At 61.3% G+C, this 25,670-nt stretch carries 23 protein-coding genes; 10 read left to right on the plus strand and 13 right to left on the minus strand.

All coding sequences use genetic code 11. The annotated features are described in order from the left end of the window. Positions 1–181: 181 nt before the first annotated feature. Genes SNL23_RS14030 through SNL23_RS14050 form a run of 5 tightly spaced genes read left to right on the plus strand, consistent with a single transcriptional unit; the run spans position 182 to position 5,736 of the window. Positions 182–1,831, plus strand: a complete 1,650-nt coding sequence (locus SNL23_RS14030) for an AMP-binding protein (protein WP_318302507.1) — start codon at positions 182–184, stop codon at positions 1,829–1,831. Positions 1,832–1,853: 22 nt separating this feature from the next. Further along, complete coding sequence (locus tag SNL23_RS14035; protein ID WP_318302508.1) at positions 1,854–2,621, plus strand: SDR family NAD(P)-dependent oxidoreductase; 768 nt, start codon at positions 1,854–1,856, stop codon at positions 2,619–2,621. 10 nt (positions 2,622–2,631) lie between these two features. Further along, positions 2,632–3,816, plus strand: coding sequence for an acetyl-CoA C-acyltransferase (locus tag SNL23_RS14040; RefSeq protein WP_318302509.1), 1,185 nt, complete (start codon positions 2,632–2,634; stop codon positions 3,814–3,816). A 9-nt stretch (positions 3,817–3,825) separates the two neighbouring features. Then, entirely contained in the window at positions 3,826–4,953 is a 1,128-nt protein-coding gene (locus SNL23_RS14045) for an acyl-CoA dehydrogenase (RefSeq protein ID WP_017480351.1), read from the plus strand. Between the two features lie 9 nt (positions 4,954–4,962). Then, on the plus strand, positions 4,963–5,736 hold the full coding sequence (locus SNL23_RS14050) for an enoyl-CoA hydratase (protein WP_318302510.1): 774 nt from the start codon (positions 4,963–4,965) through the stop codon (positions 5,734–5,736). Between the two features lie 140 nt (positions 5,737–5,876). Here SNL23_RS14050 and SNL23_RS14055 read toward each other — a convergent pair whose 3' ends face one another. The 12 genes from SNL23_RS14055 to arnC form a co-directional block, all read right to left on the minus strand. Further along, complete coding sequence (locus SNL23_RS14055) at positions 5,877–7,028, minus strand: acyl-CoA dehydrogenase family protein (protein ID WP_318302511.1); 1,152 nt, start codon at positions 7,026–7,028, stop codon at positions 5,877–5,879. Positions 7,029–7,031: 3 nt separating this feature from the next. Then, entirely contained in the window at positions 7,032–8,135 is a 1,104-nt protein-coding gene (locus tag SNL23_RS14060; RefSeq protein ID WP_318302512.1) for an enoyl-CoA hydratase/isomerase family protein, read from the minus strand. Between the two features lie 142 nt (positions 8,136–8,277). After that, a complete protein-coding gene (locus SNL23_RS14065; protein WP_318302513.1) occupies positions 8,278–8,976 on the minus strand; it encodes an HPP family protein in 699 nt (232 codons plus the stop codon). 179 nt (positions 8,977–9,155) lie between these two features. Beyond that, complete coding sequence (locus SNL23_RS14070) at positions 9,156–9,335, minus strand: type VI secretion system contractile sheath small subunit (protein ID WP_318302554.1); 180 nt, start codon at positions 9,333–9,335, stop codon at positions 9,156–9,158. A gap of 516 nt (positions 9,336–9,851) precedes the next feature. Further along, the gene (locus SNL23_RS14075) at positions 9,852–11,474 is read right to left on the minus strand and encodes an ArnT family glycosyltransferase (RefSeq protein WP_318302514.1); all 1,623 of its coding nucleotides are present in this window, start codon (positions 11,472–11,474) and stop codon (positions 9,852–9,854) included. Positions 11,475–11,477: 3 nt separating this feature from the next. Further along, positions 11,478–12,857, minus strand: coding sequence for a UDP-glucose dehydrogenase family protein (locus SNL23_RS14080; RefSeq protein ID WP_076013423.1), 1,380 nt, complete (start codon positions 12,855–12,857; stop codon positions 11,478–11,480). After that, the gene (gene arnF, locus SNL23_RS14085) at positions 12,854–13,267 is read right to left on the minus strand and encodes a 4-amino-4-deoxy-L-arabinose-phosphoundecaprenol flippase subunit ArnF (RefSeq protein WP_076013424.1); all 414 of its coding nucleotides are present in this window, start codon (positions 13,265–13,267) and stop codon (positions 12,854–12,856) included. Before arnF ends, SNL23_RS14080 begins: the two co-directional genes overlap by 4 nt. Beyond that, the gene (gene arnE, locus SNL23_RS14090; protein WP_003217625.1) at positions 13,264–13,611 is read right to left on the minus strand and encodes a 4-amino-4-deoxy-L-arabinose-phosphoundecaprenol flippase subunit ArnE; all 348 of its coding nucleotides are present in this window, start codon (positions 13,609–13,611) and stop codon (positions 13,264–13,266) included. The genes arnF and arnE overlap by 4 nt, the downstream gene beginning before the upstream one ends. After that, positions 13,608–15,263 (minus strand): lipid IV(A) 4-amino-4-deoxy-L-arabinosyltransferase, encoded by a 1,656-nt coding sequence (gene arnT, locus SNL23_RS14095; protein ID WP_318302515.1) that lies wholly within the window; start codon positions 15,261–15,263, stop codon positions 13,608–13,610. The genes arnE and arnT overlap by 4 nt, the downstream gene beginning before the upstream one ends. After that, entirely contained in the window at positions 15,260–16,144 is an 885-nt protein-coding gene (gene arnD, locus SNL23_RS14100; protein ID WP_318302516.1) for a 4-deoxy-4-formamido-L-arabinose-phosphoundecaprenol deformylase, read from the minus strand. Before arnD ends, arnT begins: the two co-directional genes overlap by 4 nt. After that, entirely contained in the window at positions 16,144–18,135 is a 1,992-nt protein-coding gene (gene arnA / locus SNL23_RS14105; RefSeq protein ID WP_318302517.1) for a bifunctional UDP-4-amino-4-deoxy-L-arabinose formyltransferase/UDP-glucuronic acid oxidase ArnA, read from the minus strand. Before arnA ends, arnD begins: the two co-directional genes overlap by 1 nt. Further along, a complete protein-coding gene (gene arnC, locus SNL23_RS14110; protein WP_318302518.1) occupies positions 18,132–19,166 on the minus strand; it encodes an undecaprenyl-phosphate 4-deoxy-4-formamido-L-arabinose transferase in 1,035 nt (344 codons plus the stop codon). Before arnC ends, arnA begins: the two co-directional genes overlap by 4 nt. 469 nt (positions 19,167–19,635) lie before the next feature. Between arnC and SNL23_RS14115 the strand changes: the two genes are divergently transcribed. The 5 genes from SNL23_RS14115 to SNL23_RS14135 all read left to right on the plus strand — a co-directional run bounded on the left by SNL23_RS14115 (position 19,636) and on the right by SNL23_RS14135 (position 24,871). Continuing rightward, positions 19,636–20,424 carry a M949_RS01915 family surface polysaccharide biosynthesis protein gene (locus tag SNL23_RS14115; RefSeq protein ID WP_318302519.1) on the plus strand — a complete coding sequence of 263 codons (789 nt, stop codon included), beginning with the start codon at positions 19,636–19,638 and terminating at the stop codon, positions 20,422–20,424. A gap of 103 nt (positions 20,425–20,527) precedes the next feature. After that, positions 20,528–21,442 carry a site-specific integrase gene (locus tag SNL23_RS14120; RefSeq protein ID WP_318302520.1) on the plus strand — a complete coding sequence of 305 codons (915 nt, stop codon included), beginning with the start codon at positions 20,528–20,530 and terminating at the stop codon, positions 21,440–21,442. A 105-nt stretch (positions 21,443–21,547) separates the two neighbouring features. Further along, positions 21,548–22,468: a ribokinase gene (rbsK, locus tag SNL23_RS14125; RefSeq protein ID WP_167664356.1), complete on the plus strand. Its 921-nt coding sequence runs from the start codon at positions 21,548–21,550 to the stop codon at positions 22,466–22,468. Between the two features lie 28 nt (positions 22,469–22,496). Then, a complete protein-coding gene (gene fucP / locus SNL23_RS14130; RefSeq protein WP_076013431.1) occupies positions 22,497–23,828 on the plus strand; it encodes an L-fucose:H+ symporter permease in 1,332 nt (443 codons plus the stop codon). Then, positions 23,825–24,871 carry an aldose 1-epimerase family protein gene (locus SNL23_RS14135; RefSeq protein WP_318302521.1) on the plus strand — a complete coding sequence of 349 codons (1,047 nt, stop codon included), beginning with the start codon at positions 23,825–23,827 and terminating at the stop codon, positions 24,869–24,871. The genes fucP and SNL23_RS14135 overlap by 4 nt, the downstream gene beginning before the upstream one ends. Here the strand turns inward: SNL23_RS14135 and deoR are convergent. After that, positions 24,868–25,626, minus strand: coding sequence for a DNA-binding transcriptional repressor DeoR (gene deoR, locus SNL23_RS14140; protein WP_076013433.1), 759 nt, complete (start codon positions 25,624–25,626; stop codon positions 24,868–24,870). The two genes, SNL23_RS14135 and deoR, sit on opposite strands and share 4 nt — an antisense overlap. Positions 25,627–25,670: the final 44 nt, after the last annotated feature.

Raw genomic sequence — 25,670 nt, forward strand, 5'->3', positions numbered from 1 at the left:
GAAGCCGTTACCCAAATAACGGATATACACCCAAACCTCACCCAAAAAACAAAACCCCATTGGCCAAACCAGTCAACCAAGTTGAAAGCTTTGACCATTGCCCACCCACCGCTCTAGAGCGACTATTTCACCGGTCTACGTACCCATCCTAAAAATAAAAACCACACAGGGATTTGAAGCGATGCGTGATTACTCGGCTGCCACCACCCAGTTCAACTACCAACACACCGTCGACGCCGCCTTGTCGGGCAACCTGCAGGCCCTCAACGCCTGCGTCGAATGCTGCGACCGCCACGCCTTACCCGGCCGCATCGCGCTGTTCTGGGAGGGCAAGGACGGCCGCAGCGCCACGTCCACCTTCACCCAATTGCAACACCAGGCCGCCCGCTTCGCCAACTTCCTCCTGGCCCAGGGCGTCAATCGCGGCGACAAGGTAGCAGGCCTCCTGCCACGCACCGCCGAGTTACTGATAGTGGTACTCGCCACCTGGCGCATCGGCGCGGTCTATCAACCGCTGTTCACCGCCTTCGGCCCCAAAGCCATCGAACACCGCCTCAACAGCTCCGGCGCCGCGCTGGTGGTGACCGACGCGGTCAACCGTCCCAAGCTCAATGAAGTGGCCGACTGCCCAACCATCGTCACCGTCGCCGGCCCCAACGGCGAAGGCATCGTGCGCGGCGATTTCAGCTTCTGGGCCGAACTGCCCAACTATTCCAACACCTGTGAACCCGTATTGCTGGGCGCCGACGACCCGTTCCTGCTGATGTTCACCTCCGGCACCACCGGCCCGTCGAAATCCCTGGCAGTACCGCTCAAGGCAATCGTGGCTTTCCAGAGCTACACCCGCGACGCCGTCGACCTGCGCCCCGAAGACGCATTCTGGAACGTCGCCGATCCGGGCTGGGCCTATGGCATCTATTTCGGCGTGACCGGCCCCTTGTCCATGGGCCACCCGATCACCTTCTACGACGGCCCGTTCACCCTCGAAAGCACCTGCCGCGTCATCAACAAGTACGGGATCACCAACCTCACCGGATCGCCCACGGCCTATCGCATGCTGATCGCCGGCGGCGAGCAGTTCGCCAAGTCGATCAAGGGCAAGCTGCGCATTGTCAGCAGCGCCGGCGAGCCGTTGAACCCGGAAGTGATCCGCTGGTTTGCCGACAACCTCGGCGTGACCATCCACGACCACTATGGCCAGACCGAATTGGGCATGGTGCTGTGCAATCACCACGGCCTGGAACACCCGGTGCACGTCGGCTCTGCCGGCTTTGCCTCGCCAGGCCACCGCATCGTGGTGCTGGACGACAACCATCAGGAACTGCCCGCCGGCCAACCAGGCATCCTCGCCATCGACCGCGAACAATCTCCGATGTGCTGGTTCGCCGGCTACGACGGGGTCAAGACCAAAGCCTTCGTCGACAAGTACTACCTCAGCGGCGACACCGTGGAGCTGAACCCCGATGGCAGCATCAGCTTTGTCGGGCGCAGTGACGATGTGATCACCACTTCCGGTTACCGCGTCGGCCCATTCGATGTGGAAAGTGCGTTGATCGAGCATCCGGCGGTGGTGGAGGCGGCAGTGGTGGGCAAGCCATGCCCGGAACGCACCGAGATCGTCAAAGCCTTTGTGGTGCTCAGCGAGCAATACCGTGCCGAGCCAGCCCTGGCCGAGGAGCTGCGCCAGCACGTGCGCAAGCGCCTGGCGGCTCACTCGTACCCACGGGAAATCGAATTTGTCAGCGAGCTGCCCAAGACCCCGAGCGGCAAGCTGCAACGCTTCATTTTGCGTAATCAGGAAATTGCCAAGGCCCAGGCGGCCACGGCGTGACCCATTCTTCAAGGAAACAGTGATGCAGATTGAGAACAAGGTTTTTCTGGTCAGCGGCGGCGCTTCAGGCCTCGGCGCGGCAACGGCCGAGATGCTCGTAGCAGCCGGTGCCAAGGTGATGCTGGTGGACCTGAACGCCGACGCAGTCGCCGCCCAGGCTGTAAAGCTCGGTGAGCAAGCGCGAAGCGTGGTCGCCGATATCAGCCAGGAAGCCGCGGCGGAAGCGGCAGTGCAGGCCACGGTGGCGGCCTTTGGTGGTTTGCATGGGCTGGTCAACTGCGCCGGTGTGGTTCGCGGCGAGAAAATCCTTGGCAAAAATGGCCCTCACGTTCTGGCCAACTTCGCCCAGGTGATCAACGTCAACCTGATCGGCAGTTTCAACCTGCTGCGCCTGGCTGCGGCGGCTATAGCTGAAACCGAGGCAAATGCGGATGGCGAGCGCGGGGTGATCATTAACACCGCATCAGTGGCCGCGTTTGACGGCCAGATTGGCCAGGCCGCCTATGCCGCCTCCAAGGGCGCGATCGCCAGCCTGACCCTGCCTGCCGCCCGTGAACTGGCGCGCTACGGAATTCGGGTGATGACCATTGCCCCCGGCATTTTCGAAACACCGATGATGGCCGGCATGACCCCGGAAGTGCGCGAGTCCCTCGCCGCCGGCGTGCCATTCCCGCCGCGCCTGGGCAAGCCAGGCGAGTACGCCGCGCTGGTGCGGCATATCATTGAAAACAGCATGCTCAACGGCGAGGTGATCCGTCTCGACGGTGCCTTGCGCATGGCAGCCAAATAAGGAGATTTTCATGACTGATCCCATCGTTATTGTCAGCGCAGTACGCACCCCAATGGGCGGGTTCCAGGGCGACCTCAAGGGCCTGACCGCCCCGCAACTGGGGGCTGCGGCGATTCGTGCAGCGGTCGAGCGTGCCGGTATCGCCACCGATGCCGTGGATGAAGTGCTGTTCGGTTGCGTGCTGCCCGCCGGCCTCGGTCAGGCGCCTGCGCGTCAGGCCGCTCTCGGCGCCGGCCTGGATAAATCGACCCGGTGCACCACCCTCAACAAGATGTGCGGTTCGGGCATGGAAGCCACGATCCTGGCCCATGACTCGTTGCTGGCGGGCAGTGTGGAGGTGGTTATCGCCGGTGGCATGGAGAGCATGTCCAACGCGCCGTACCTGCTGGACCGCGCCCGCAGCGGTTACCGCATGGGCCACGGCCGGGTGCTCGACCACATGTTCCTCGACGGCCTTGAAGACGCCTACGACAAGGGCCGCCTGATGGGCAACTTTGCCGAAGACTGCGCCGAGCACAACGGCTTTTCCCGTGAAGCCCAGGACGCGTTTGCCATTGCCTCCCTGACCCGTGCGCAACAGGCGATCACCGACGGCAACTTCATCGCCGAAATCGTCCCGGTGCAGGTCACCGTCGGCAAGGAACAGAAAACCATCACTCACGACGAGCAACCACCAAAAGCCAAGCTGGACAAGATCGCCGCCTTGAAGCCGGCCTTCCGCGAAGGCGGCACGGTGACGGCGGCCAACTCCAGTTCGATTTCCGATGGTGCGGCGGCGTTGCTGCTGATGCGCGAATCTGAAGCGCAGAAGCGCGGCCTCAAGCCGCTTGCGGTGATCCATGGTCATGCGGCGTTTGCCGATGAGCCAGGCCTGTTCCCGGTCGCGCCGGTGGGGGCGATCCGCAAGCTGATGAGCAAGACCGGCTGGAACCTCGACGAAGTCGACCTGTTTGAAATCAACGAAGCCTTTGCCGTGGTCAGCCTGGTGACCATGAGCAAGCTGGAAATTCCCCACAGCAAGGTCAACATCCACGGCGGCGCCTGCGCCCTGGGCCATCCGATCGGCGCGTCCGGCGCACGGATCCTGGTGACCCTGCTCTCGGCCCTGCGCCAGAAAGGCCTCAAGCGCGGCGTTGCGGCGATCTGCATCGGCGGCGGTGAAGCCACGGCCATGGCCGTTGAATGCCTGTACTAAGGAACACCTATGCTCCCGAATGACGAACAACTGCAAATCAGCGAAGCCGCCCGGCAATTTGCCCAGGAACGGCTCAAGCCGTTCGCCGCCGAGTGGGACCGCGAGCATCGCTTTCCCAAGGAAGCCATTGGCGAAATGGCCGAGTTGGGCTTTTTCGGCATGCTGGTCCCGGAACAGTGGGGCGGTTGCGACACCGGCTACCTGGCCTACGCCATGGCCCTGGAAGAGATTGCCGCGGGCGACGGTGCCTGCTCGACCATCATGAGCGTGCACAACTCGGTGGGCTGCGTGCCGATCCTCAAGTTCGGCAACGATCAACAGAGAGAACAGTTCCTCAAGCCCTTGGCCAGCGGGGCGATGCTCGGGGCGTTTGCCTTGACCGAGCCCCAGGCCGGTTCCGATGCCAGCGGCCTGAAAACCCGGGCCCGTCTGGAGGGCGATCATTACGTGCTCAACGGCTGCAAACAGTTCATCACCTCCGGGCAAAACGCCGGGATCGTGATTGTGTTTGCGGTTACCGATCCGGCTGCCGGCAAGCGCGGTATCAGCGCCTTTATCGTGCCCACCGACTCGCCGGGCTACAGCGTGGCGCGGGTCGAGGACAAACTCGGCCAGCACGCCTCCGACACCTGCCAGATTCTGTTTGAAGACCTGAAGGTGCCGGTGGCCAACCGTTTGGGTGAAGAGGGCGAAGGCTACCGGATCGCCCTGGCCAACCTCGAAGGCGGGCGCGTCGGCATTGCTTCGCAAGCGGTGGGCATGGCGCGGGCGGCGTTTGAGGCCGCTCGGGATTACGCCCGCGAGCGGGAAAGCTTTGGCAAGCCGATCATCGAGCACCAGGCCGTGGCCTTCCGCCTGGCAGACATGGCGACCCAAATCGCAGTCGCCCGGCAGATGGTGCATTACGCCGCCGCCCTGCGTGACAGCGGCAAGCCGGCGCTGGTGGAGGCGTCCATGGCCAAGCTGTTTGCTTCGGAAATGGCCGAAAAGGTCTGCTCGGCAGCCTTGCAAACCCTCGGCGGTTACGGTTACCTGAGCGACTTTCCCCTGGAGCGGATCTACCGCGATGTGCGGGTCTGCCAGATTTACGAAGGCACCAGCGATATTCAACGCATGGTCATTTCACGCAATCTCTGAGGAGTATCTATGAGTTACGAAACCATTTTGCTGGACGTCCAGGGCCGTGTGGGGCTGATCACCCTCAATCGCCCGCAAGCGCTGAACGCCCTGAACGCGCAGCTGGTCAGCGAGCTGAACCAGGCGCTGGACAGCCTCGAAGCCAACCCGGAAATCGGCTGCATCGTGCTCACTGGCTCGAAAAAGGCCTTTGCCGCCGGCGCCGACATCAAGGAAATGGCCGAGCTGACCTACCCGCAGATCTACCTCGACGACCTGTTCAGCGACAGCGATCGCGTGGCCAACCGCCGCAAGCCGATCATCGCCGCGGTCAACGGCTTCGCCCTGGGCGGTGGTTGTGAACTGGCCTTGATGTGCGACTTCATCCTGGCCGGTGACAACGCCAAGTTTGGCCAGCCGGAAATCAACCTCGGTGTGCTGCCGGGCATGGGCGGCACCCAGCGCCTGACCCGCGCCGTGGGCAAGGCCAAGGCCATGGAAATGTGCCTGACCGGGCGCTTTATCGATGCCGTGGAAGCGGAGCGCTGCGGGATTGTTGCGCGGATCGTGCCAGCGGATGAATTGCTGGATGAGGCACTTAAGGTCGCGACCCTGATCGCCAGCAAATCGGTGCCCATCAGCATGATGGTCAAGGAAAGCGTCAACCGCGCGTTTGAAGTGAGCCTGTCGGAAGGCGTGCGCTTTGAGCGCCGGGTGTTCCATGCGGCGTTTGCCACACTGGATCAGAAGGAAGGCATGGCGGCGTTTGTGGCCAAGCGTTCGCCGGAGTTCAAGGACAAGTAAACACTCTCTTGAAACGCTGAAGATCAAAAATGTGGGAGCGGGCTTGCTCGCGAAGGCGGTGGATCAGTCGATACATCTGGTGACTGTCACACCGCCTTCGCGAGCAAGCCCGCTCCCACATGGGTTCTGCGAAATACCTGTTACAGCTGGTAGTTTTTCAACTCTCTGGCAATCACCATCCGCTGAATCTCGCTGGTGCCCTCGTAAATCTGGGTAATCCGCGCATCCCGGTAATAACGCTCCACCGGGTAATCCTCCAGATACCCATAACCCCCATGGATCTGCATCGCCGACGAGCACACCTTCTCGGCCATTTCCGACGCGAACAGTTTGGCCTGGGACGCTTCCGACAGGCACGGCTTGCCCGCACTGCGCAACCGCGCGGCGTGCAGGATCAGCAGGCGCGCCGCATTCAGGCGGGTTTGCATGTCGGCCAGCATATTCGCCACGCTCTGATGCTCAATGATCGCCTTGTCGAACTGCACGCGGTCACGGGCGTAGGCCAGCGCCGCTTCAAAGGCGGCACGGGCGATGCCCAGCGCCTGGGCGGCAATCCCGATGCGCCCGCCTTCGAGGTTAGACAGGGCGATGGCCAGGCCTTTGCCGCGTTCGCCCAGCAGGTTGGCTTCGGGCACGGTGCATTGGTTGAGGGTGACGGCGCAGGTGTCGGAGGCTCGAATGCCCATCTTGTGTTCGGTGCGGTCCACCACGAAGCCCGGGGTGTTGGTGGGCACCAGGAACGCCGAGATGCCTTTCTTGCCCAGGTCCGGGTCGGTCACCGCAAACACGATCGCCAGCTTGGCGCGCTTGCCGTTGCTGACAAATTGCTTGGCGCCGTTGATCACCCATTGGCCGTCCCGCAGTTCGGCGCGGGTGCGCAGGTTGTGCGCTTCGGAACCGGCCTGGGGTTCGGTCAGGCAGAAGCACCCAATGGCCTGGCCGCTGGCCAGTTCCGCCAGCCAGGTTTCCTTTTGTGCTTGTGAGCCGTAGTTGAGGATTGGCCCGCAACCCACTGAATTATGGATACTCATCAGCGCGCCGGTGGCGCCGTCACCGGCGGAAATCTCTTCCACCGCCAAGGCGTAGGCCACGTAGTCGACATAGGTGCCGCCCCATTCTTCGGGCACGACCATGCCCAGTAAACCCAGTTCGCCCATCTTGGCGACCAACCCATCATCGATCCAGCCGGCTTTTTCCCAGGCCTGGGCGTGGGGCGCGATTTCGCCACGGGCAAAGTCCCGGGCCATGTTGCGGATCATTACTTGTTCTTCAGTAAATTCAATATCTTGCATGGCTTAGTTCCCGTTCTTGTCGAAGTCGCGGAAGAAGCTTTCGACATGATCAGCCTCCAGCGCCTGGAGGGTTGGAGGGTTCCAGCGAGGGGTTTTGTCCTTGTCGATCAGCAGGGCGCGCACGCCTTCGATCAGGTCGCCACGGCTGAACCACTGGCGATCCAGGTGCAACTCCAAGGCAAAGCACTGCTCCAGTGGCAGGTGGCGCCCGCGGCGCAGCATCTGCAGGGTCACGGCCATGGCCAGGGGCGAGCGGGTTTGCATCAGGCTTGCGGTGGTCAGTGCCCAGTCATGGCTGTCGGCAACCGTGACTTGCTGCAATTGCTCGACGATGCTCGGCACATCCGGCAAGGCAAAGAAGTGGTCGATGGCCGGGCGCAGCGCCGCCAGTGGGGGGGCAGGCAGTTGCTGCACGGCAAGGCTGGCCAGCACGCCCTGTAGATCCTTGAGCGGTGAGTCGTGCCATGTCAGGCGGTCGAGCCGCTGATCGAGCTCGGTTAACCTGGCGCTGTCGAGGTACCAGTCTGCAAGCCCGCAATACAGGGCGTCGGCCGCGCGAATCTGCACGCCGGTCACGCCGAGGTAGATCCCCAGTTCGCCGGGAATACGCGGCAGGAAATAGCTGCCGCCTACGTCAGGGAAGTAACCGATGGCCACTTCAGGCATTGCCAGGCGGCTGCGTTCAGTGACCACCCGCAGGTCGGCGCCTTGTACCAGGCCCATGCCGCCGCCGAGGACGAAGCCGTCCATCAGCGCCAGGACCGGTTTGCGGTAGTTGTGGATGGCCAGGTCGAGGGCGTATTCCTCGACGAAGAAATCTTCGTGGAGTGTGTCGCCGCTCTTGAAGCTGTCGTAAAGCGAGCGAATGTCGCCACCGGCGCAAAAGGCTTTTTCACCTGCGCCGCGCAACACGATGGCATGCACCGCTGGGTCGTCCTCCCAGGCCTGCAAGTGCCGGCTGAGGCTACGGACCATGTCCAGGGTAATGGCGTTAAGGCCGGCGGGGCGATTGAGGGTCAGGTGGCCTATGTGGTTGCGTACCTGCGCCAGGACCTCGTCGTGCACGACCCCGGCGCTGCTTGCCTCGGATGAAACCTGAGCAGTCATCTCTAACTCCCTGCTTTTATTGTTCTTTATCAAGATGTTCGCGGGCGAACCATCTCGCGATCGTAACAGTGCAAATTTGCCCAGTACAAGTCGGAATCATGCAGGTCGTTTTTGCATTTATGCCCTAGGGACGATGCTGGCCCTAACGTTGGAAAACCGCGCCGATCGTCCGCCGCCGCGCATACCGCTCGCTGGCCTGGATCAGTTCTTCCAGCTCCTGCTGCGTCACGTCCAGGAACTGCTCGCGCTCGGCCAGTGCCTGCTTGAGGTCTTCGGCGCTGATGCCGGGGTTTTCGATGGCCGTTGGCAGGAAGTTCGGTGCAGTGGGTTCGCTGGCTCCCTTGGGGTATCGCGTGCGCGTTGCGTTGTTATAGGCCAGGGCGCAGGCCAGCAGGGCAGCAGCGCCCAGCATCACGGCGCCCAGTTCGTGCCAGCCGATGGAAATCGATGCGGGATCAGCCAACACCAGGCTCATCGCCAGCCCGCCTGCCGGCGGGTGCAGGCAGCGCAGCCAGCAGATCAGCATGACCGTCATCCCGGCCGCCAGGCACGCGCTGCCCAACGTACGTCCCAGCACCCGCGCCACCAGCAGGGCAACGACCCCGGCACACAGGTAGCTGCCAATAATCGACCAGGGCTGGGCCAATGCTCCGGATGACACGGCAAACAGCAGAACCGCCGAGGCTCCCAGCGGGCCTATGAGGTGCAAGGCCACCTCCATGCCAAACACTTGGGCGCACACCCAAACACTGAACAAAGTGCCCAGGGACATGCCGATGGCGGCACGGCTCCATTCGGCAGGGCGGGTATTGATGGCAGCAGGTAACCAGCGAGCGAGCATTGACAGACGATCCATAAAAAGCGGGCGAAAAAAAAGGCTTGCCTGGTTTCCCGGAAAAGCCCTTCAAAAAAACAGTTCCTGCATTTGGGGGAGGAACCTGTGCAGTGTGCCCATCGGACAAGGTTGCTGCAATTGCATATTAATGCCGATCAAGTGCAGTATTTTTGCAGTTAACCGACCTAGCCAAAGGGTATCAGCCGGGTTGGCGGCGGCAGGTGGCTGCTGATCTTGCCCAGCACCCGATCATTGGTTTCCTCGTTGATCAGCAGGTTCTGTAGGTTTTCCCGCAGTGACGGATCGTTGGCCAGAGGCCCCTTGAGTACTACCAGTGCATCGCGCAATCCCATGAGCCGATCCAGTTTGGGTAACGGGAGGTAACCCACATTTACTTTGTCCAGAGATAAACACGCAACAGCTTCAGAGATTGAGGGGGCGGGCAATCGATGGTCGGACACAGAAGATTCCTCTAAATGAAATAAACGGCAGGGCTAATTGCTGTTTAAAACTTATTTATTGTTATTGCGGCTGTTTATTTAAAGCGGGATAAGTCTTGATGGCTTACTGCTACGCTCTTCGTTTTTCTAGAGATAGTCACAGGAAGGCCCTACACCAAGCCTTTGAGGCTCTGAAAATAACTGGCAGGTAGTAATTAATTAACTCACTTGGCAGGCGAGTCTACAGTCGGGGACATGTAGCGGGAAGGGATGTTGCATCGGTAGTTGCGGATAGGTGCGTAGGATCTTTCTCGATAGTTAATATCTGGAAAGTTTCAAAGTTGAATGGAGAAAGAAGTTTCTTACGTGCACTTGGACGTATAACTACGGAAAGTACTGGCGAGGGATAAGCGGTCTACGCCGCTTATCCCGCACCCAGTATCAAGGTTGCGCTGTTTTGATCAAATGCAGCAGCACATAGGGGTTCTTGTCGAACTGGCCAGTCAGCACCGGTTGCAGTGAGCGAAAGCGCGGGTCGCTTAACGCCTCATAGTCCGACTGGCTCATGATCAGCCAGGCCGGTGCCTGGATCGGTGCCAGGTCGGCGGGCAACTGGGTAAACAACGGTACCCGGTCGCAATCGAGGTTGACCATGAACTTGATGGCCTTGGCGTCCTTTCCGAGCGCATGCAGTACCAGCGGCGCCGGTTGCTGCTGGGTCAGCGCATGGGCCTGGAGGGTAAAGGTGCGCGTGTCGTACAGGCGGCGTTCCAGGGGTTCGACCATCACGATATACGCCAGCCACACCGCAAGTACCGCGGAGAAGGCCGGCCCCAGGTAGCGAAGGCGCCGGTTGAACAAAAAGCCCAAGGTCAGCGTCTGGAGTGCAATCAGGATCCCGAACACCGGATTGAGGCTGCCAATCTGCTCGGGAAAGCGATGACGCGCCACGAACAAACCTGCGATCAGTAGCCCCGGAATCACCGTCCACAGCGCCAGCATCAGCCAGCGCAGCCCGGCGAACAGTTTTCCCCGTGCTACCTGGAATGGATACGCCGCGATGATCGCCGCCATGGGCAGCATCGGCAGCACATAGCGGGCCTTTTTCGCCTGGGGCACCGACAAGCCGACCATCACGATCAAGCCGGCGGCCAGGCAGTACAGCACCAGTTTCAGCGCAGGACCTTTGTCCTCGCGACCGCCAGCCGCCACCGCAAGCAGTGCCAGCACGGCCAGCGGGTACGCCGGCGCGTAGTTGCCCAGTGAACTGCTGAAGTAATACAGCACGCTACCGGAGCCTTCGGTACCGTCCATGCGGCCGAGGAACTGCATGCGGATCACGTCCTGCATGAAGGTTTCACCACCGCTGAGCTTGGCCAGCAGCAACAGCAGGCCGACGCACGCTGCCAGCAACGCCAACGCCAACAGGCCAAAACTGAACAGCTGCCGCCATTGACGATTGATCAGGTAATAGCTGCACAACATGCCCGTGGGAATTACCAGGCCGATCGGCCCACGGATCGCGAACCCCAGGATCAGCAGCAGAAACAGCCAATGCAGACGACGGCAGGCGCCGAAATGGTCATGGGCATAACCCAGGTAAAACACCGCCAGGGCCACGGCGGCCAGCATCTGGTCGAGGGACACTGCGCGGGTTTCGCTGATGAAGGTACTGCTGAGCAGCAGCGCCGCAATGCTCAGCAACGCCCAGCGCCGGGAGTAGGGCGCGGTCAGGCGGTAGATCAGCACCACGATCAGCGCCGAAGCAATGGCCGTTGGCAGCCAGGCCGTCAGGCTGGTGACCTGCCCCAGGGGCAGGGACAGCAGCCAGGTCATCAGCGTCGAGGTGGCCAGGTAATCGGCATAAGGTTGCCCGTACGTTGTCGGGAAGAACCCCGGCCCATGGCGCAGCAGCTCCTGGGCGAACAGCACGAAGCGCGAATCAAAGCCGATGATGGCCTGGTTCCAGTTGCCCGCGACAAACAGGATCAGTGCCAGTAGCCCCAGTACCCATGAGTGTCGGCGGATCGTCGGGTTGAGCAGGGGCGGATGAACTTTGTCCACGTCTTAGGCTTCCTCGGCCTGAGGCGCCCAGTTTTGCTGGGGGATCGGCAACTGGCAGGATTCGCCGCGGCCCATCGGGAAGTACTGGATGCCTTTGCGCGCCAGGCGCTCGCCGTCGTACAGGTTGCGACCGTCGAAGATCACCGGGGTTTTCAGGCGCTGCTGGATCAAGTCGAAGTCCGGTGCCTTGAACTGCTGCCATTCGGTGCAAATGATCAAGGCGTCGGAGCCGCTCAAGGTCGATTCCGGGGTACCCATCAGCATCAGGCGCGGGTCATCGCCGTAAATACGCTGGGTTTCCTGCATGGCTTCCGGGTCGAACGCCCGCACATTGGCGCCGGCAGCCCACAGGGCTTCCATCAGCACCCGGCTGGGTGCGTCGCGCATGTCGTCGGTGTTGGGTTTGAACGCCAGGCCCCACAAGGCGAAGGTTTTGCCCCGCAGGTCACCCTTGAAGAACGCGTTGGCACGCTCGAACAGCTTGCTCTTCTGGCGCTGGTTGATGGCTTCCACGGCCTCCAGCAGGTCGCTGGAGCAGTTGGCCGCTTTTGCGCTGTGGATCAGGGCACGCATGTCCTTGGGGAAGCACGAACCGCCATAACCGCATCCCGGGTAGATAAAGTGGTAGCCGATACGCGAGTCGGCACCGATGCCCAGGCGCACGGCTTCGATGTCGGCGCCCAGGTGTTCGGCCAGTTCGGCGATCTGGTTGATGAAGCTGATCTTGGTGGCCAGCATGCAGTTGGCAGCGTACTTGGTCAGTTCGGCGCTGCGCAGGTCCATGAAGATGATGCGGTCGTGGTTGCGGTTGAACGGTGCATACAGTTCGCGCATCACCTCGCGCACTTCTTCGCGTTCGCAACCGATGACGATACGGTCCGGGCGGCGGCAGTCGGCAACGGCCGAGCCTTCCTTGAGGAATTCCGGGTTGGAGACGATATCGAAGTCCAGGTGGCGGCCCGCAACGCGCAAGGCTTTTTCCATGTGGGCGCGCAAGGTGTCGCCGGTGCCGACAGGCACGGTGGATTTTTCCACCAGGATCACTGGATCGATCCGGTGACGGGCCACCGCATCGCCTACCGACAGCACGTATTTCAAGTCGGCCGAGCCGTCTTCGTCCGAAGGCGTGCCCACGGCGATGAACAGCACTTCGCCGTGTTCGACCGCGAGTTTTTCGTCATAGGTAAACGTCAGGCGTCCGCCTTCGAGGTTTTCCTTGACCATCGCCGCCAGGCCCGGCTCGAAAATGCTCACGTGGCCCTGTTGCAGCAACTTGACCTTGTTCTCGTCTACGTCCATGCAGATGACATCGTGACCGACTTCGGCCAATACAGTGGCCTGCACCAGACCGACGTAACCACTACCAAATACACTGATTTTCATGGGGCATTCCTGGGACTTGTAGTGCTAGCACGACGAGAGTTGATAGTCAGGACTCCGAGAATGACCAAGGCCACCCCCGCAGTTTTTGAAACGGAAAAATGTTCGTTGAAGACCGGCAGGCTGGCAGCCAGCAGGTACACCAACGCGTAGCTGATGCTGAGCAGCGAGTAGGCGCGCCCCAGCGGCAAATCTTTCAGGGCGCCGAGCCAGCAGAGCATCGACAGGGCATAGGCGATGATCGCCAGGATCACCAAGCCCAGCGCGCCGAGGTCGATGGCGCCGGTGTTGAGTGCTGTCAGCCATTCAGCGGGCAGCGGCAGGCGCGTCATGCTCCAGCGCATGCCCAACTGGGCACCGCTGACCAACGCAACGCTGCCCAGGGCCAGGGCAAAACCGCGAGCGCGACTCATACCTGACGCCCCAGCAGCACCACACCGGCAATCACCAGCAGCACACCGAACCAGTGGCGGCCATCGATGTGTTCATGGAACACAAAGCGCGCCACCAGGGTGACCAGTACAAAGTTGAGGCTGAGCATCGGGTAGGCGATGCCGACTTCCAGGCGTTGCAGCACCAGCAGCCACACCAGCAAACCCAGGCCCAGGCACACCAGCGCCGACCACAGCCACGGCGAGCGCAACTTCAAGGCCCAGCCGTCGGGCTGGTCACGCCAGCCTTCCACGGCAAACTTCTGGGACACCTGGCCCATGCAGGTCAGCAGGCAGGCACCTAACAACAGCAGCAGAGTGGTCATGGCGCGCTCTGCGGGTAGATCAAAATCACGATATTGCCCTGCTCGTAACGCTTGCCGTCTTTAGGCAGCAGGTCAACTTCCTGGCGTTCGTCGTCACCTTTGACCCGCATCACCACGCCCACCGAGCCTTGTTTGCGCGCATCGCTCATCCATTGCTGGACGCTGGCGGCATCGATCTTGCGGTAAGCGGTGTCCGGGAAGGCGATACCGTATTTCACTTCGCCAACGGTGTTGTAGAGCATCACTTCAGGCCGCTGCAGGCGCCACGACAAGGCCGATGCAGCGCCGAGGTCGTTGCTCAGCAACGCAGTGGTCGGCTGCAGTTCCTGGAGGTGATCGATGATGAACTGGTCCGGGGTCTTGTTATAAACCACCGAGTGCGGCAACGCGGCCGGCACCAGCGCCACCAGCAACCAACTGCCAACCACCGGCGCGGCCCACATCTGCAACGGGCGGGCGGCTTGCAGCAGGTTGGCGATGATCCAGCCGAACAGGAACACGAACACCAGCACCAGGCTCAGGGTTTCCTGGCCGTGCTCATACACCGGCTTCTTCAACTGGAACCAGGTCAGGGCCAGCAGGCCCAGCACGCCGATGATCAGGTTCAGCCAGCCATTGATGCGCAATACGCGGCCACGGGCCTGGCCCAGTTTGTCTGCCAGGGTATGCCCCATCAACAACGCCAGAGGCAGCAGGCACGGCATGATGTAGGACGGCAGCTTGCCTTTGGCCAGGCTGAAGAACGCCAGCGGCATCAGTAGCCATAGCAGCAGGAAGCCGATGTTGGCACTGCGCTTTTCCAGCCACGCCTGTTTCACGGTGGACGGCAGCAACGCCATCCACGGCAGGCTGAACGCGACCAGCAGCGGCAGGTAGTACCAGAACGGCTCGGCATGTTGCGCATCGTCGCCGGCAAAGCGCTGGATGTGCTCGTGCCAGAAGAAGAAGTTCCAGTAATCCGGTTCCTGGGCATGCACCATCAGGGCCCAGGGCAGGCTCACGAGAATCGCCACGGCCACGGCCACCAGGCCATAGGTGAGCAGTTCACGGAAGCGTTTCTGCCAGAACATGTAGGGCAGGGCGATCAACACCGGCAACAACCAGGCGAGGAAACCCTTGGTCATGAAGCCCATGCCACAGGCGAACCCGAGCAAGGCCCACGACCACAAGCGGCCACGGGTCGTGGTGCTGTCGAAACAGAACCACAGCGCGGCGCCGGTCAGATTGACCCAGAAGGTGAACTGCGGATCGAGGTTGGCATAGCCCGCCAGGAACGCGACGCTGACGAAACTCATGTACAGCACGGCGCTGACCAGGCTCTTGCGCGGGTCGTTCCACAAACGCCGGGCCACGAAGTACACCAGCAGGATGCTCAAACCGGTGCTCAAGGCCGAAGCGAAACGCACGCCGAACAGGTTCTGGCCGAAGATCGCCTGGCCCAGCGCGATCATCCAGTAGCCGGCCGCAGGCTTCTCGAAGTAGCGAATCCCCATGAAGTGCGGCGAGGCCCATTTGCCGGTCAGCAGCATTTCCTGGCTGATCTGCGCATAGCGGGTTTCGTCGGGAATCCATAGGCCATGGGTGGCCAACGGGATCAGGTAGAACACCCCGAAAGCCAGCAGGAGCAGGGGCAGGGCCCAGCGCCGGATCATGCCTTTTGCACTCCGAGCCAGCCTTCACGGCCGCTCAGCGCACCGCGCACCAGTTGTTGCTGGGGCAGGGTGCTCAGGTCGGCGGGCAACAGGTCGCCCAACGGTTTGAATTGAATGCCGCGCTGCCCTGCCTGGGCGAGCAACTGACGAAAATCATTGGCCATCAGAATCCCTTCTACTTCTGCGTGGATCGTATAGACGTTGAGCTTCGACGGCTTGAAGCGGTCGAGGATGTACGCGTTGAAATCCTTGGCGGCCACCACCGGGCCCACGACTTCGTCGAAGGTCGGCATGTCCACCGGAATTTGTGGCGTGCCGGCACTGCCATCCGCCAGGGTTGGCCGGAACAGGCTGGTACCACGGCAATCGCTGTTGTAACGGAAGTTGAACGGTTGCTTGGCTTGCACCACGCGCTCATCGGCACGCCAGCCGGCGGCGGCTGAGCAGTCGATGCGCTCACCGAGGATGTCGCTCAAGGTGTCGACGCCACGGCGGATCTGTTCGATCAGCTGTGCATCGCTCCAACGCCCGGTGTTGGCTTGCCAGCCATGGTGGTCCCAGGCGTGCAGGCCGACTTCATGCCCGGCAGCCTTGGCCTGGCGCATCAAATGCCCCAGGTCGCGACCGATGGGTTTGCCCGGCCAGGCAGTGCCGGCCAGTAAAATGTCCCAGCCGTACAAGCCGGCAGCGTTGGAGCGCAGCATCTTCCACAGGAATTGCGGGCGGATCAGGCGCCACAAGTGGCGCCCCATGTTGTCCGGCCCGACGCTGAAGAAGAAGGTCGCCTTGACCCCGGCTTCGTCGAGCGACTCCAACAACCTTGGCACCCCTTCGCGGGTGCCTCGGTAGGTGTCGACGTCGATGCGTAGACCCGCTTGCATCAACGCTTGTCCGCGATTTCGAGCATGGCTTCACGCAGGAAGAAATCCAGAGTGTTGCCGATGGTTTCGCTCATCTCGACGGTAGGCTCCCAGTTCAGCAGGCGCTTGGCGTTGTCGATGCTTGGCTTGCGGTGAGCCACGTCCTGGTAACCGGTGCCGTAGAACGCCTTGCTCTCTACGTCGCGGAAACCGGCAAACGGAGGGAAGTTGCTGCGCAGCGGGTGAGCTTCAAACTGACGCAGCAGTTCTTCGCCCAACTGACGGATGCTGGCTTCGTTTTCCGGGTTGCCGATGTTGATGATCTGGCCGTTGCAGTTGTCGTTGTCGTTATCGATGATGCGGGCCAGGGCTTCGATGCCGTCGGCGATGTCAGTGAAGCAGCGCTTCTGCTCGCCGCCGTCGAACAGACGGATCGGCGTGCCTTCCACCAGGTTCAGGATCAACTGGGTGATGGCGCGGGAGCTGCCGATACGGGCCGAGTCCAGGCGGTCGAGGCGCGGGCCCATCCAGTTGAATGGACGGAACAGGGTGAACTTCAGGCCTTTGTCGCCGTAGGCCCAGATCACGCGGTCCAGCAGTTGCTTGGAGACCGAGTAGATCCAGCGCTGCTTGTTGACCGGGCCCACCACCAGGTTGGAGGTGTCTTCGTCGAAGTACTGGTCCTGGCACATGCCATACACTTCGGACGTCGACGGGAAGATCACGCGCTTGTTGTACTTCACGCAGTAGCGAACCAGTTTCAGGTTCTCTTCGAAGTCCAGTTCAAAGACGCGCAACGGGTTGCGGGTGTACTCGATCGGGGTGGCGATGGCTACCAACGGCAGGACCACGTCGCACTTCTTGATGTGGTACTCGATCCACTCGGAGTGGATGCTGATGTCGCCTTCCACATAGTGGAAATTCGGGTGGCTGCGCAGGCGCTCGATCGCGTCGGAGCCAATGTCCAGGCCGTAGATTTCGTAACGGTCGTCACGCAGCAGGCGCTCGGACAGGTGGTTACCGATAAAGCCGTTCACACCCAGGATCAGCACGCGGGTGCGGCGTGGCTTGCGGCCGGACTCGGCACCGCGCAGGACGGAACCGTCCACCAGGCCCAGTTCATCCGCCAGGGACGGGCCGGCCAGGTACAGGCCGTTTTCGTTGCGCTGGCCGAACTTGACCACCAGGGAGTCTTCGCCGCAGGCGATGCGCAGCGGGTTGACGCTGATCACGCGGCCTGGTGCCAGGCCTTCGTTGCCTTTGACGACTTCAGCGTTCCAGACGATCAGCTTGTGCTCGCCCACGGCGCAGAAGGCACCCGGGTAAGGCTGGGTAACGGCGCGAACCAGGTTGAACAGTTCTTCAGCCGGTTTTTTCCAGTCCAGCTTGCCGTCTGCTGCGGTACGACGACCGAAGTAGCTGGCTTTGCTTTCGTCTTGGGCGGTTTCGGTCAGCTTGCCTTGGGCCAGTTGTGGCAGTGCGTCGCGCAGCAGGTTGGTGGTGGCGTCACGCAGTTTGGCGTGCAAGGTCAGGCCGGTGTCGGTGCGGTCGATCACGACTTTCTGCTGGGCCAGGATCGCGCCGGCATCGGCACGCTTGACCATACGGTGCAGGGTCACGCCGGTTTCGGTTTCGCCGTTGACCAGCACCCAGTTGGCCGGTGCGCGGCCACGGTATTGCGGCAGCAGCGAGCCGTGCAGGTTGAACGCGCCTTTTTTGGCGGTGGCCAGCAGGGCTTCGCTCAGCAGGTTGCGGTAGTAGAACGAGAAGATGTAGTCCGGGTTCAGCTTGGCGATGCGCTCGATCCACAGTGGGTGGTTGGCGTCTTCCGGGGCGTGCACCGGGATGCCGTTGCGGGCGCACAGTTGCGCGACGGAGCCGTAGAAATTGTTTTCCTTGGGGTCATCGGCATGGGTGAACACGGCAGCAATTTCGTAACCCGCATTGAGCAGGGCTTCGATGCCTGCACAGCCAATATCGTGGTAAGCGAAGACAACAGCTTTTGAATTCATGACGAAACCTGATCGGAAGGAGAAGTAGAGGTGTGGGAGGAGGTCAGGCCGTCGACCGTGAAGGTCTCGGCCGGCGCTGCCGGTTGGTTGCGCAGCACTTTTTCAATAAAGAACCGTGGGCGGGCCCGCACATCGCTGTACATGCGGCCCAGGTATTCACCCAAGAGGCCCATGCCGATGAACTGGCCACCGGTGAACACGAACAGCACGGCGAACAGCACGAACATGCCGTCACCGGCCCAGCCGGCACCGAAGGCCAGGCGCAGCACGATCAATGCGACCGCAAACAGCATCCCGAGGGCCGCCAGGCTGAAACCGACGATGCTCAACAGGCGCAATGGCGTGGTGGTCATGCAGGTCAGCAGGTCGAACATCAGGCTGATCAGGCGCATCGGGCTGTACTTGGACTCGCCGTGTTCACGCTCGGCGTGATGCACGAGGATTTCCGTGGTGTGGCGCGCAAAGCTGTTGGCCAGGATCGGGATGAAGGTGCTGCGCTCGCGGCAGGCCAGCATCGCGTCGACGATGGTGCGGCGGTAAGCGCGCAGCATGCAGCCGTAGTCGCTCATGGCGACGCCCGTGGAGCGTTGTACGGCGAGGTTGATCAAGCGCGACGGCCAGCGGCGGAAGGCTGAGTCCTGGCGGTTGTTGCGCACGGTGGCAACCACGTCGTAGCCCAAGGCGGCCTGCTCGACCAAGCGCGGGATTTCTTCCGGCGGGTTTTGCAGGTCGGCGTCCAGGGTGATCACGACGTCGCCCCGGCAATGCTCGAAGCCGGCCATGATCGCGGCGTGCTGGCCGTAGTTGCGGTTGAGGATCACCGCGACCACGTTGCTGCCTTCGAGGGCGGCGGCGTCTTCCAGCAATTGCGCGGAGTTGTCGCGGCTGCCGTCGTCCACCAGGACGATTTCGTATTCGTAGGCCAGTTGCTTGCAGGCCGCCATGGTGCGGCGCAGCAGTTCAGGCAGGCTTTCTTGTTCGTTGTAGACCGGGATAACGATCGACACGCAATGAATTGGGTAGGGTTTCAAAGATTCATTACCTCGGGGGTTAGAGCAACTTGAAGCGTAAAGACAGCAGTCATCAACAGCCTGGAGAAGCAGGCGCCTGATTAAAAATAACGTGGATTCATGGCATTCATTCGTGAGTCCTGACAGGTGACGGTGGGTCTTCCATGGCTTACGTGAGTAAAGACCAAAATGCTTAAAGGTAAAGCGGAATCAACGAGTTAACCTGCGAAGTGCGGTTCGTTCTCAAGTCGTGCCGCCAAGATTAAGCGCAAAAATGTTCAACGAATATGAAACGCAGATGAAAAAGTCGTTTTTCTGGCAGGTAGACAGCTAGGGTTCAGGTAAACAACATCAATGCGCACAACCCCGTGTTCGCGGTGTGTGGCGGGGCAGTGGTGTTTTCCCGCGCGCGGGTTCATTCCTGAACAATCTTCTCTGCAATGCCGTGCAAGTGCCGGTAAAGTAAGCCATCTCTTGCCAGGGCAGTCGGATGAATAGCGTGCAGCGTTTACGGCCAATGTTGATGGTATTGTTAATGACGGTGGCCTGGGCCACGAGTGTGCGGGCCGATGACGGCGTGGCACTGACGGCCATCGACCAGGTGCCCGATGGCATAGAAGTGCGGGGTAAACAGGTCGGTGCCTTCACCTGGAGTGATAAACAGGGCAAGAACCTGTTGGTGCTCGCTGAGCAAGTCAGCGAACGCGACGACGACGGCGCGCAGTCGGCCTTTGTCTACGCGGCCCAGTACCTGCTCGACGGTGATCGGCCCAAGCGGGTGTGGATGCTCTACGACGACGTGCAGCATTGCGAGTTCGACGCCGGGGCGCACTACAACACCGAGGCCACCAAGGTTACCGATCTGCTGGGTGACGGCATCAGCCAGGTGACGGTGGGTTACAGCCGTACCTGCACCAGCGATGTCAGCCCCAATGATTTCAAGCTGATCATGCACATCGGCAAGTCGCAGAAGTACCGCCTGCGCGGCATCGACCGCTATGGCGCCAGCTGGTGGGATGAAGACGCCGGCGCCCTGCAAGGCATGCCGTTGCCCAAGGATTGCAGCATCGCCGCCCAGCAAGCGCTGGTCAGCCAGTACAAGGAGCAGGGCACCGAGCTGCCGCTTCCCGGCTGTTATGGCGACGAGGAGGATTTTGCCAAGGCGCCCAAACCGTACCTGGCGTTCATGCGCCAGCACTGGTTTGCCTTGATGCAGAAGCAGGACACCAACTGGAGCCAGCAGCAGACGCCAGCCCCGACGGAAGACGATCAGGAATAGCCCCATGGATTGACCTGCGCTAGACTCGGCGCTCGCCAATTCACTAAATATGTCGATTAAACAGATGGTTAGTCGACATATTTAATCCAAAGGCTGATCTACCTTGACTGAGTCTACCCGCGACCCGCTGACCCTCTACCTCACCCGCCTGGCACCCTCCAGCCAGCTGACCATGCGCTATGTGCTGCAAGACGCCGCCGACCGCCTGGGCTTTGAAGACATCAACCTCGAAGACATCGACTGGCACCTGCTGCAACCCGAACACGTCATGGCCCTGGTGGCGGCGCTGCGGGAAGACGGTTATGCGCCGAACACCTCCTCGCTGTACGTCAACGCCGTGCGCGGGGTGATGAACGAAGCCTGGCGCATGAGCCTGATCAGCCAGGACCACCTGTTGAAGATGCGCTCGGTCAAGGCCATGGCCGGCACCCGGCTGAGCCAGGGCCGCAACCTGCGGCGCACATTGATTCGTGAGTTGATGGAGGTCTGCGCCGCCGACCCGCGCCCCCAGGGCCTGCGGGATGCAGCGGTGATCGGGATCCTGTATGGCTCGGGCATGCGCAAGTCGGAGTCGGTGAATATCGAGTTGGGCCAGGTCAACTTTGACGAGCGCAGCCTGCAGGTCACCGGCAAGGGCAACAAACAGCTGATCAAGTACGCTCCCGCCTGGACCTTTGCCAAGCTGGAGGCGTGGCTTGAGTTCCGTCGCAGCCAGTTGAAACCCGGTGAGCAGGACGACAGGTTCCTGTTCAACCGCATTCGCCGGGGCAGCCATATCACCCGCGAGCGCATCACCAAGCACGCGATTTACTACATCGCCCGCCAGCGCGGCGAGCAAGTCGGCGTGAAGATCATGCCCCATGATTTCCGGCGCTCGTTCATCACCCGGGTGATTGAAGAGTACGACCTGTCCATCGCCCAGAAGCTGGCGCACCACACCAATATCCAGACCACCGCCAACTATGACGTGCGTGACGACAATGAACGGCGGCGGGCGGTGGATCGATTTGATTTGTAGCGCCCTTGCAAAAAAAAGATTGAATATTCACACCTAATGTTATTTAAATAACAAAACAAAAGCGTCACGACCTGCCTGGTCGTGACGCAACAAGGTGGAATAGCAATGGGCAAGATCGCAGTCATCGGCAGCAATATGGTGGATTTGATCACCTACATCGACCGCATGCCGGTCCAGGGCGAAACCCTGGAAGCGCCGGGCTTTGCCCTGGGTTGCGGCGGCAAAGGGGCCAACCAGGCGGTGGCGGCAGCCAAGCTTGGGGCGGATGTGTTGATGCTCAGCAAAGTCGGCGACGACATGTTTGCCGACAACACACTGGCCAACTTCCAGCGTTTTGGCATCGACACCCGTTATGTACAGCGGGTGCCAGGCGTGTCCAGCGGCGTGGCGCCGATTTTCGTGCGGGCCGACTCCCACAACAGCATTTTGATCGTCAAGGGCGCCAATGCGCATTTGCTGCCGGCGGATATCGACGCGGCGGCCGCCGACCTGCGTGAGTGCACGCTGATCGTGCTGCAACTGGAGATCAATCTGCCGACGGTCTACTACGCCATCGAATTCGCTCACCGCCATGGCATCGCCGTGCTGCTCAATCCTGCGCCGGCGTTGGCCGGGTTGAGCGCTGAGCACTTGGCGCAGCTGGATTTCCTGATCCCCAACGAATCCGAACTGGCGTTGATTACTGGCCAAGTCGTGGACTCGCCGGACTCGGCCCGCACGGCTGCACGCACCCTTGTCGCCAGCGGCATTCGTCACGTGATCGTCACCCTCGGCGAACACGGTGCGCTGTACGTGGGCGAGGAGGGCGAATTCGAGGTGCCGGGTCAGCGGGTCGACGCCCGTGACACCACCGGCGCCGGTGACGCCTTTATCGGTTGCTTCGTTCAGCACTGGAGCCGCGACGGCCAAATCCGTCATGCCATGGAGCAGGCGGTGGCGTATTCGGCGTGCTCGGTGACGGCGCTGGGTACCCAGACCTCTTATCCCGACAGCGAAGCATTCGCCCGCTTCCAGCAACAGCGCTAACGCCCTCTACCCAGCCCGGAGAACAATAATGAACAAACCTGCGCTGCAACAGACACCCGATGGTTTCTACCTGAACCGCACGCCCTGGTTCGCCTTTATCCTGCTGTGCAGCATCTTTGCCTTGTGGGCGGCTGCGGCGAGCATGAATGACGTGCTGATCGCCCACTTCAAGAAGGCGTTTTTGCTCAGTGATTTCCAGACCGCCTTTGTGCAGTCGGCGTTTTACCTCGGCTACTTCTTTGTTGCGATTCCGGCCGCGATGGTGGTTCGTCGGTTCAGCTACAAGACCACGATCCTGATCGGCCTGCTGCTGTACATGTTCGGCTGCCTGTTGTTTTTCCCGGCCGCGTCCACGGCCAAGTACGGGATGTTCCTGCTGGCGCTGTTCGTGATTGCCGCCGGCCTGTCGTTCCTGGAGACGGCGTGCAACACCTACTCGACACTGATGGGCCCACGGGAAACCGGGACCCGGCGCTTGAATATCTCCCAGACCTTTCATCCGTTCGGCGCCATGGCCGGGGTGTACGTGGGCAGCTTCGTGATGTTCAAGGACACCGACGCCACTACCCAACAACTGCAGCAGATGAGTGTCTCCGAGGCTGCGGTGCAGCAGTTGCAAATGATTCAGTCCACGTTGTTGCCCTACAAGTGGATGATCGCTGTGCTGGTGCTGATGTTTATCCTGATCGCCATCACCAGGTTCCCGGCCTGCAAGGGCAATAAGCCGGCCGACAGCAAGCCCGGGAGCCTGCGTCAAAGCTTGGGACGGCTGTGGCGTAACCCGCGCTTCACCTTTGGCGTACTCGCGCAGTTTCTGTACGTGGGCGCGCAGGTGGGCGTGTGGAGCTTCACCATCCGCCTGGCCATGCAAATGGGCGGCATGAATGAGCGCAGTGCTTCATGGTTTCTACTCACCACCTTTGCCGCCTACTTTGTCGGCAAGATGATCGCCAACTTGCTGATGCGCCGACTGCACCCGGCCAGGGTCCTGGCGATTTACGGCGTGCTGTGCATCGTGCTGCTGGCCTACACCATTCTGGTGCCGAACATCTCGGCGGTGTACGCAGCGGTCGGCGTGAGCATTTTCCTCGGCCCCTGCTGGCCGACAATCTACGGCTTGACCATCGATGGCCTGGGCGAGGACACCGGCGTCGGCGGTTCATTGCTGGTGATGAGCATTGTCGGCGGCGGAGTGATTCCGATCTTCCAGGGCCTGTTGTCCGACGCCAGCGGGGGCAACATGCAGTTGGCCTACAGCGTGCCGTTGCTGTGCTTTATCGTGATCGTGATCTATGCGGTCAAATGCCTGCGCCAGTCAGACACCGCCCCGTTGGGCTCGGCAGCAGCGGTGGCCTCATGAACACGCATATGCCGCTGTATCGTGCGGTGTTTGGCGAGCAGGAAAAGATCCTGTTGCAGTCTGGGGATTTCAAGGTCAGCGCCTGGACGTACCCGTCCGGCGTGCTGGCTGTGGCCCTGGAGAACAGCCGTGGGCGGCTTGTCGTGCTGCCTTATCAAGGGCAGATGATCTGGTCGGCCGTGTTCGACGGCTGTGACCTGACCATGAGCAACCTGTTTGAACAGCCTCGTCCCAGCCCGACGATCATCGATACCTACGGCTGCTTCATGTTCCACAGTGGCCTGCTGCGCAATGGTTGCCCGGCGCCGGATGATACGCATGCGCTGCACGGTGAAATGCCCTGCGCGCCCATGGACACGGCCTGGCTGGAAATAGGCGAGGGCTTTGTGCGCCTGGGCGGCTCGTATCAATACGCCAAGGGATTCGGTGATCGTTACCGGGCGTGCCCCAGCGTGACCCTGCGCGCCGATTCGGCCGTGTTCGACATCGACATGGACGTGACCAACCTGGCCGGCAAGCCCATGGACCTGATGTACATGGCCCACATGAACTACGCCTATGTGGCCGGCGGCCGGTTCGTCGAGCCGCTGGGTATGCAGCGCCTGCGCCTGCGTACCAGCGTGCCGGACCACGTCAAGCCAACACCCGACTGGAGCGCCTACATGGCGCAGCTGGCCGAGCATCCAGCCCAGTTGGCCTGCCTCGATCAGCCGGCGCTGTACGACCCTGAGATTGTGTTTTTCTTCGACGGCGTGGGTACCGACGCCACGGGCCACGCGCACTTTCTGCTGGAGCATAGCGATGGCGCGGCGTTCTACACCCGTTACCGTCCCGAACAGTTCGAGCACGCCGCACGCTGGATTCTGCACACGCCGGATCAACAAGTGGCGGCGTTCGTGCTTCCGTCAACCTGCGAACCCGAAGGCTATAACGCCGAGAACGCCAAAGGTCACGTGCGTCAGCTGGCAGCCGGGGCCAGCGCTTCGTTCAGCGTGACCACCGGCTACCTGAATGCGCAAGAGCGGCAGCGGTTGCTGGGTTAGACCAGCAATTGCGCGCCGCTCGCCTGAATGGCGTCCTTGTAGGCGCGGGGGATTTTCTTGTCGCTGACCACGTACTGAAAGTCGCCCAGGGTGGCGAAGTGAGCGGTGCGCACTGTGTCGAATTTGCTGAAGTCGGCGAGCAGCACCCGCTGCTGGGCCTGGCGCAGGACCTTTTGCTTGACCTCGACTTCATTGAAGTTGAAGCACGTCACGCCGAACTCCTGACTGACGCCCGCAGCGGTAACGAAGGCCCACGTCAGGCGCACGCTGTCGAGAATGCTGCTTTCGGCACTGCTTTCAAACACTTGGTTCTTGCGGTGAAAAGTGCCGCCGCATAACACGATGTGGCAGTTGGGTTTGTTCTGCAGCCTGAGCAGCACGTTCAACGAGCTGCACACCGCGGTGAACTCCAGCTCATCAGGGATGAAATCAATGACAAAGGGCGAGGTGGTGCCGCAGTCGAAAAATACCGTGTCACCGGGTTGTATCAACCGGGCGGCGAGCTTGCCGATGCGACGCTTTTCCTCGACGTGGCGCGTGTCCTGATCGGCTACCCGATAATCGCTGGCCTCGCTGCCGACCCGGGTGATATGGCCACCGAGCAGGCGCAAGTGATCGGTGAAGTGGCTCAGATCCCGGCGCAGGGTCATCTCGGACACGTCCAGCAGCGCGGCCATTTCCCTCAGGTGAATGGCGTTCTGGTCCTGCAAGGCTTGTTGGATAAGCTTGAGTCGCTCGGCTTTTCTACTGTCCACGAGTATTCCAGGGCTTGATTGTTTGTGTTAAATAAGTAACATTA

The organism is Pseudomonas sp. SED1 (assembly GCF_034044025.1).
Taxonomy (GTDB): Bacteria; Pseudomonadota; Gammaproteobacteria; order Pseudomonadales; family Pseudomonadaceae; genus Aquipseudomonas.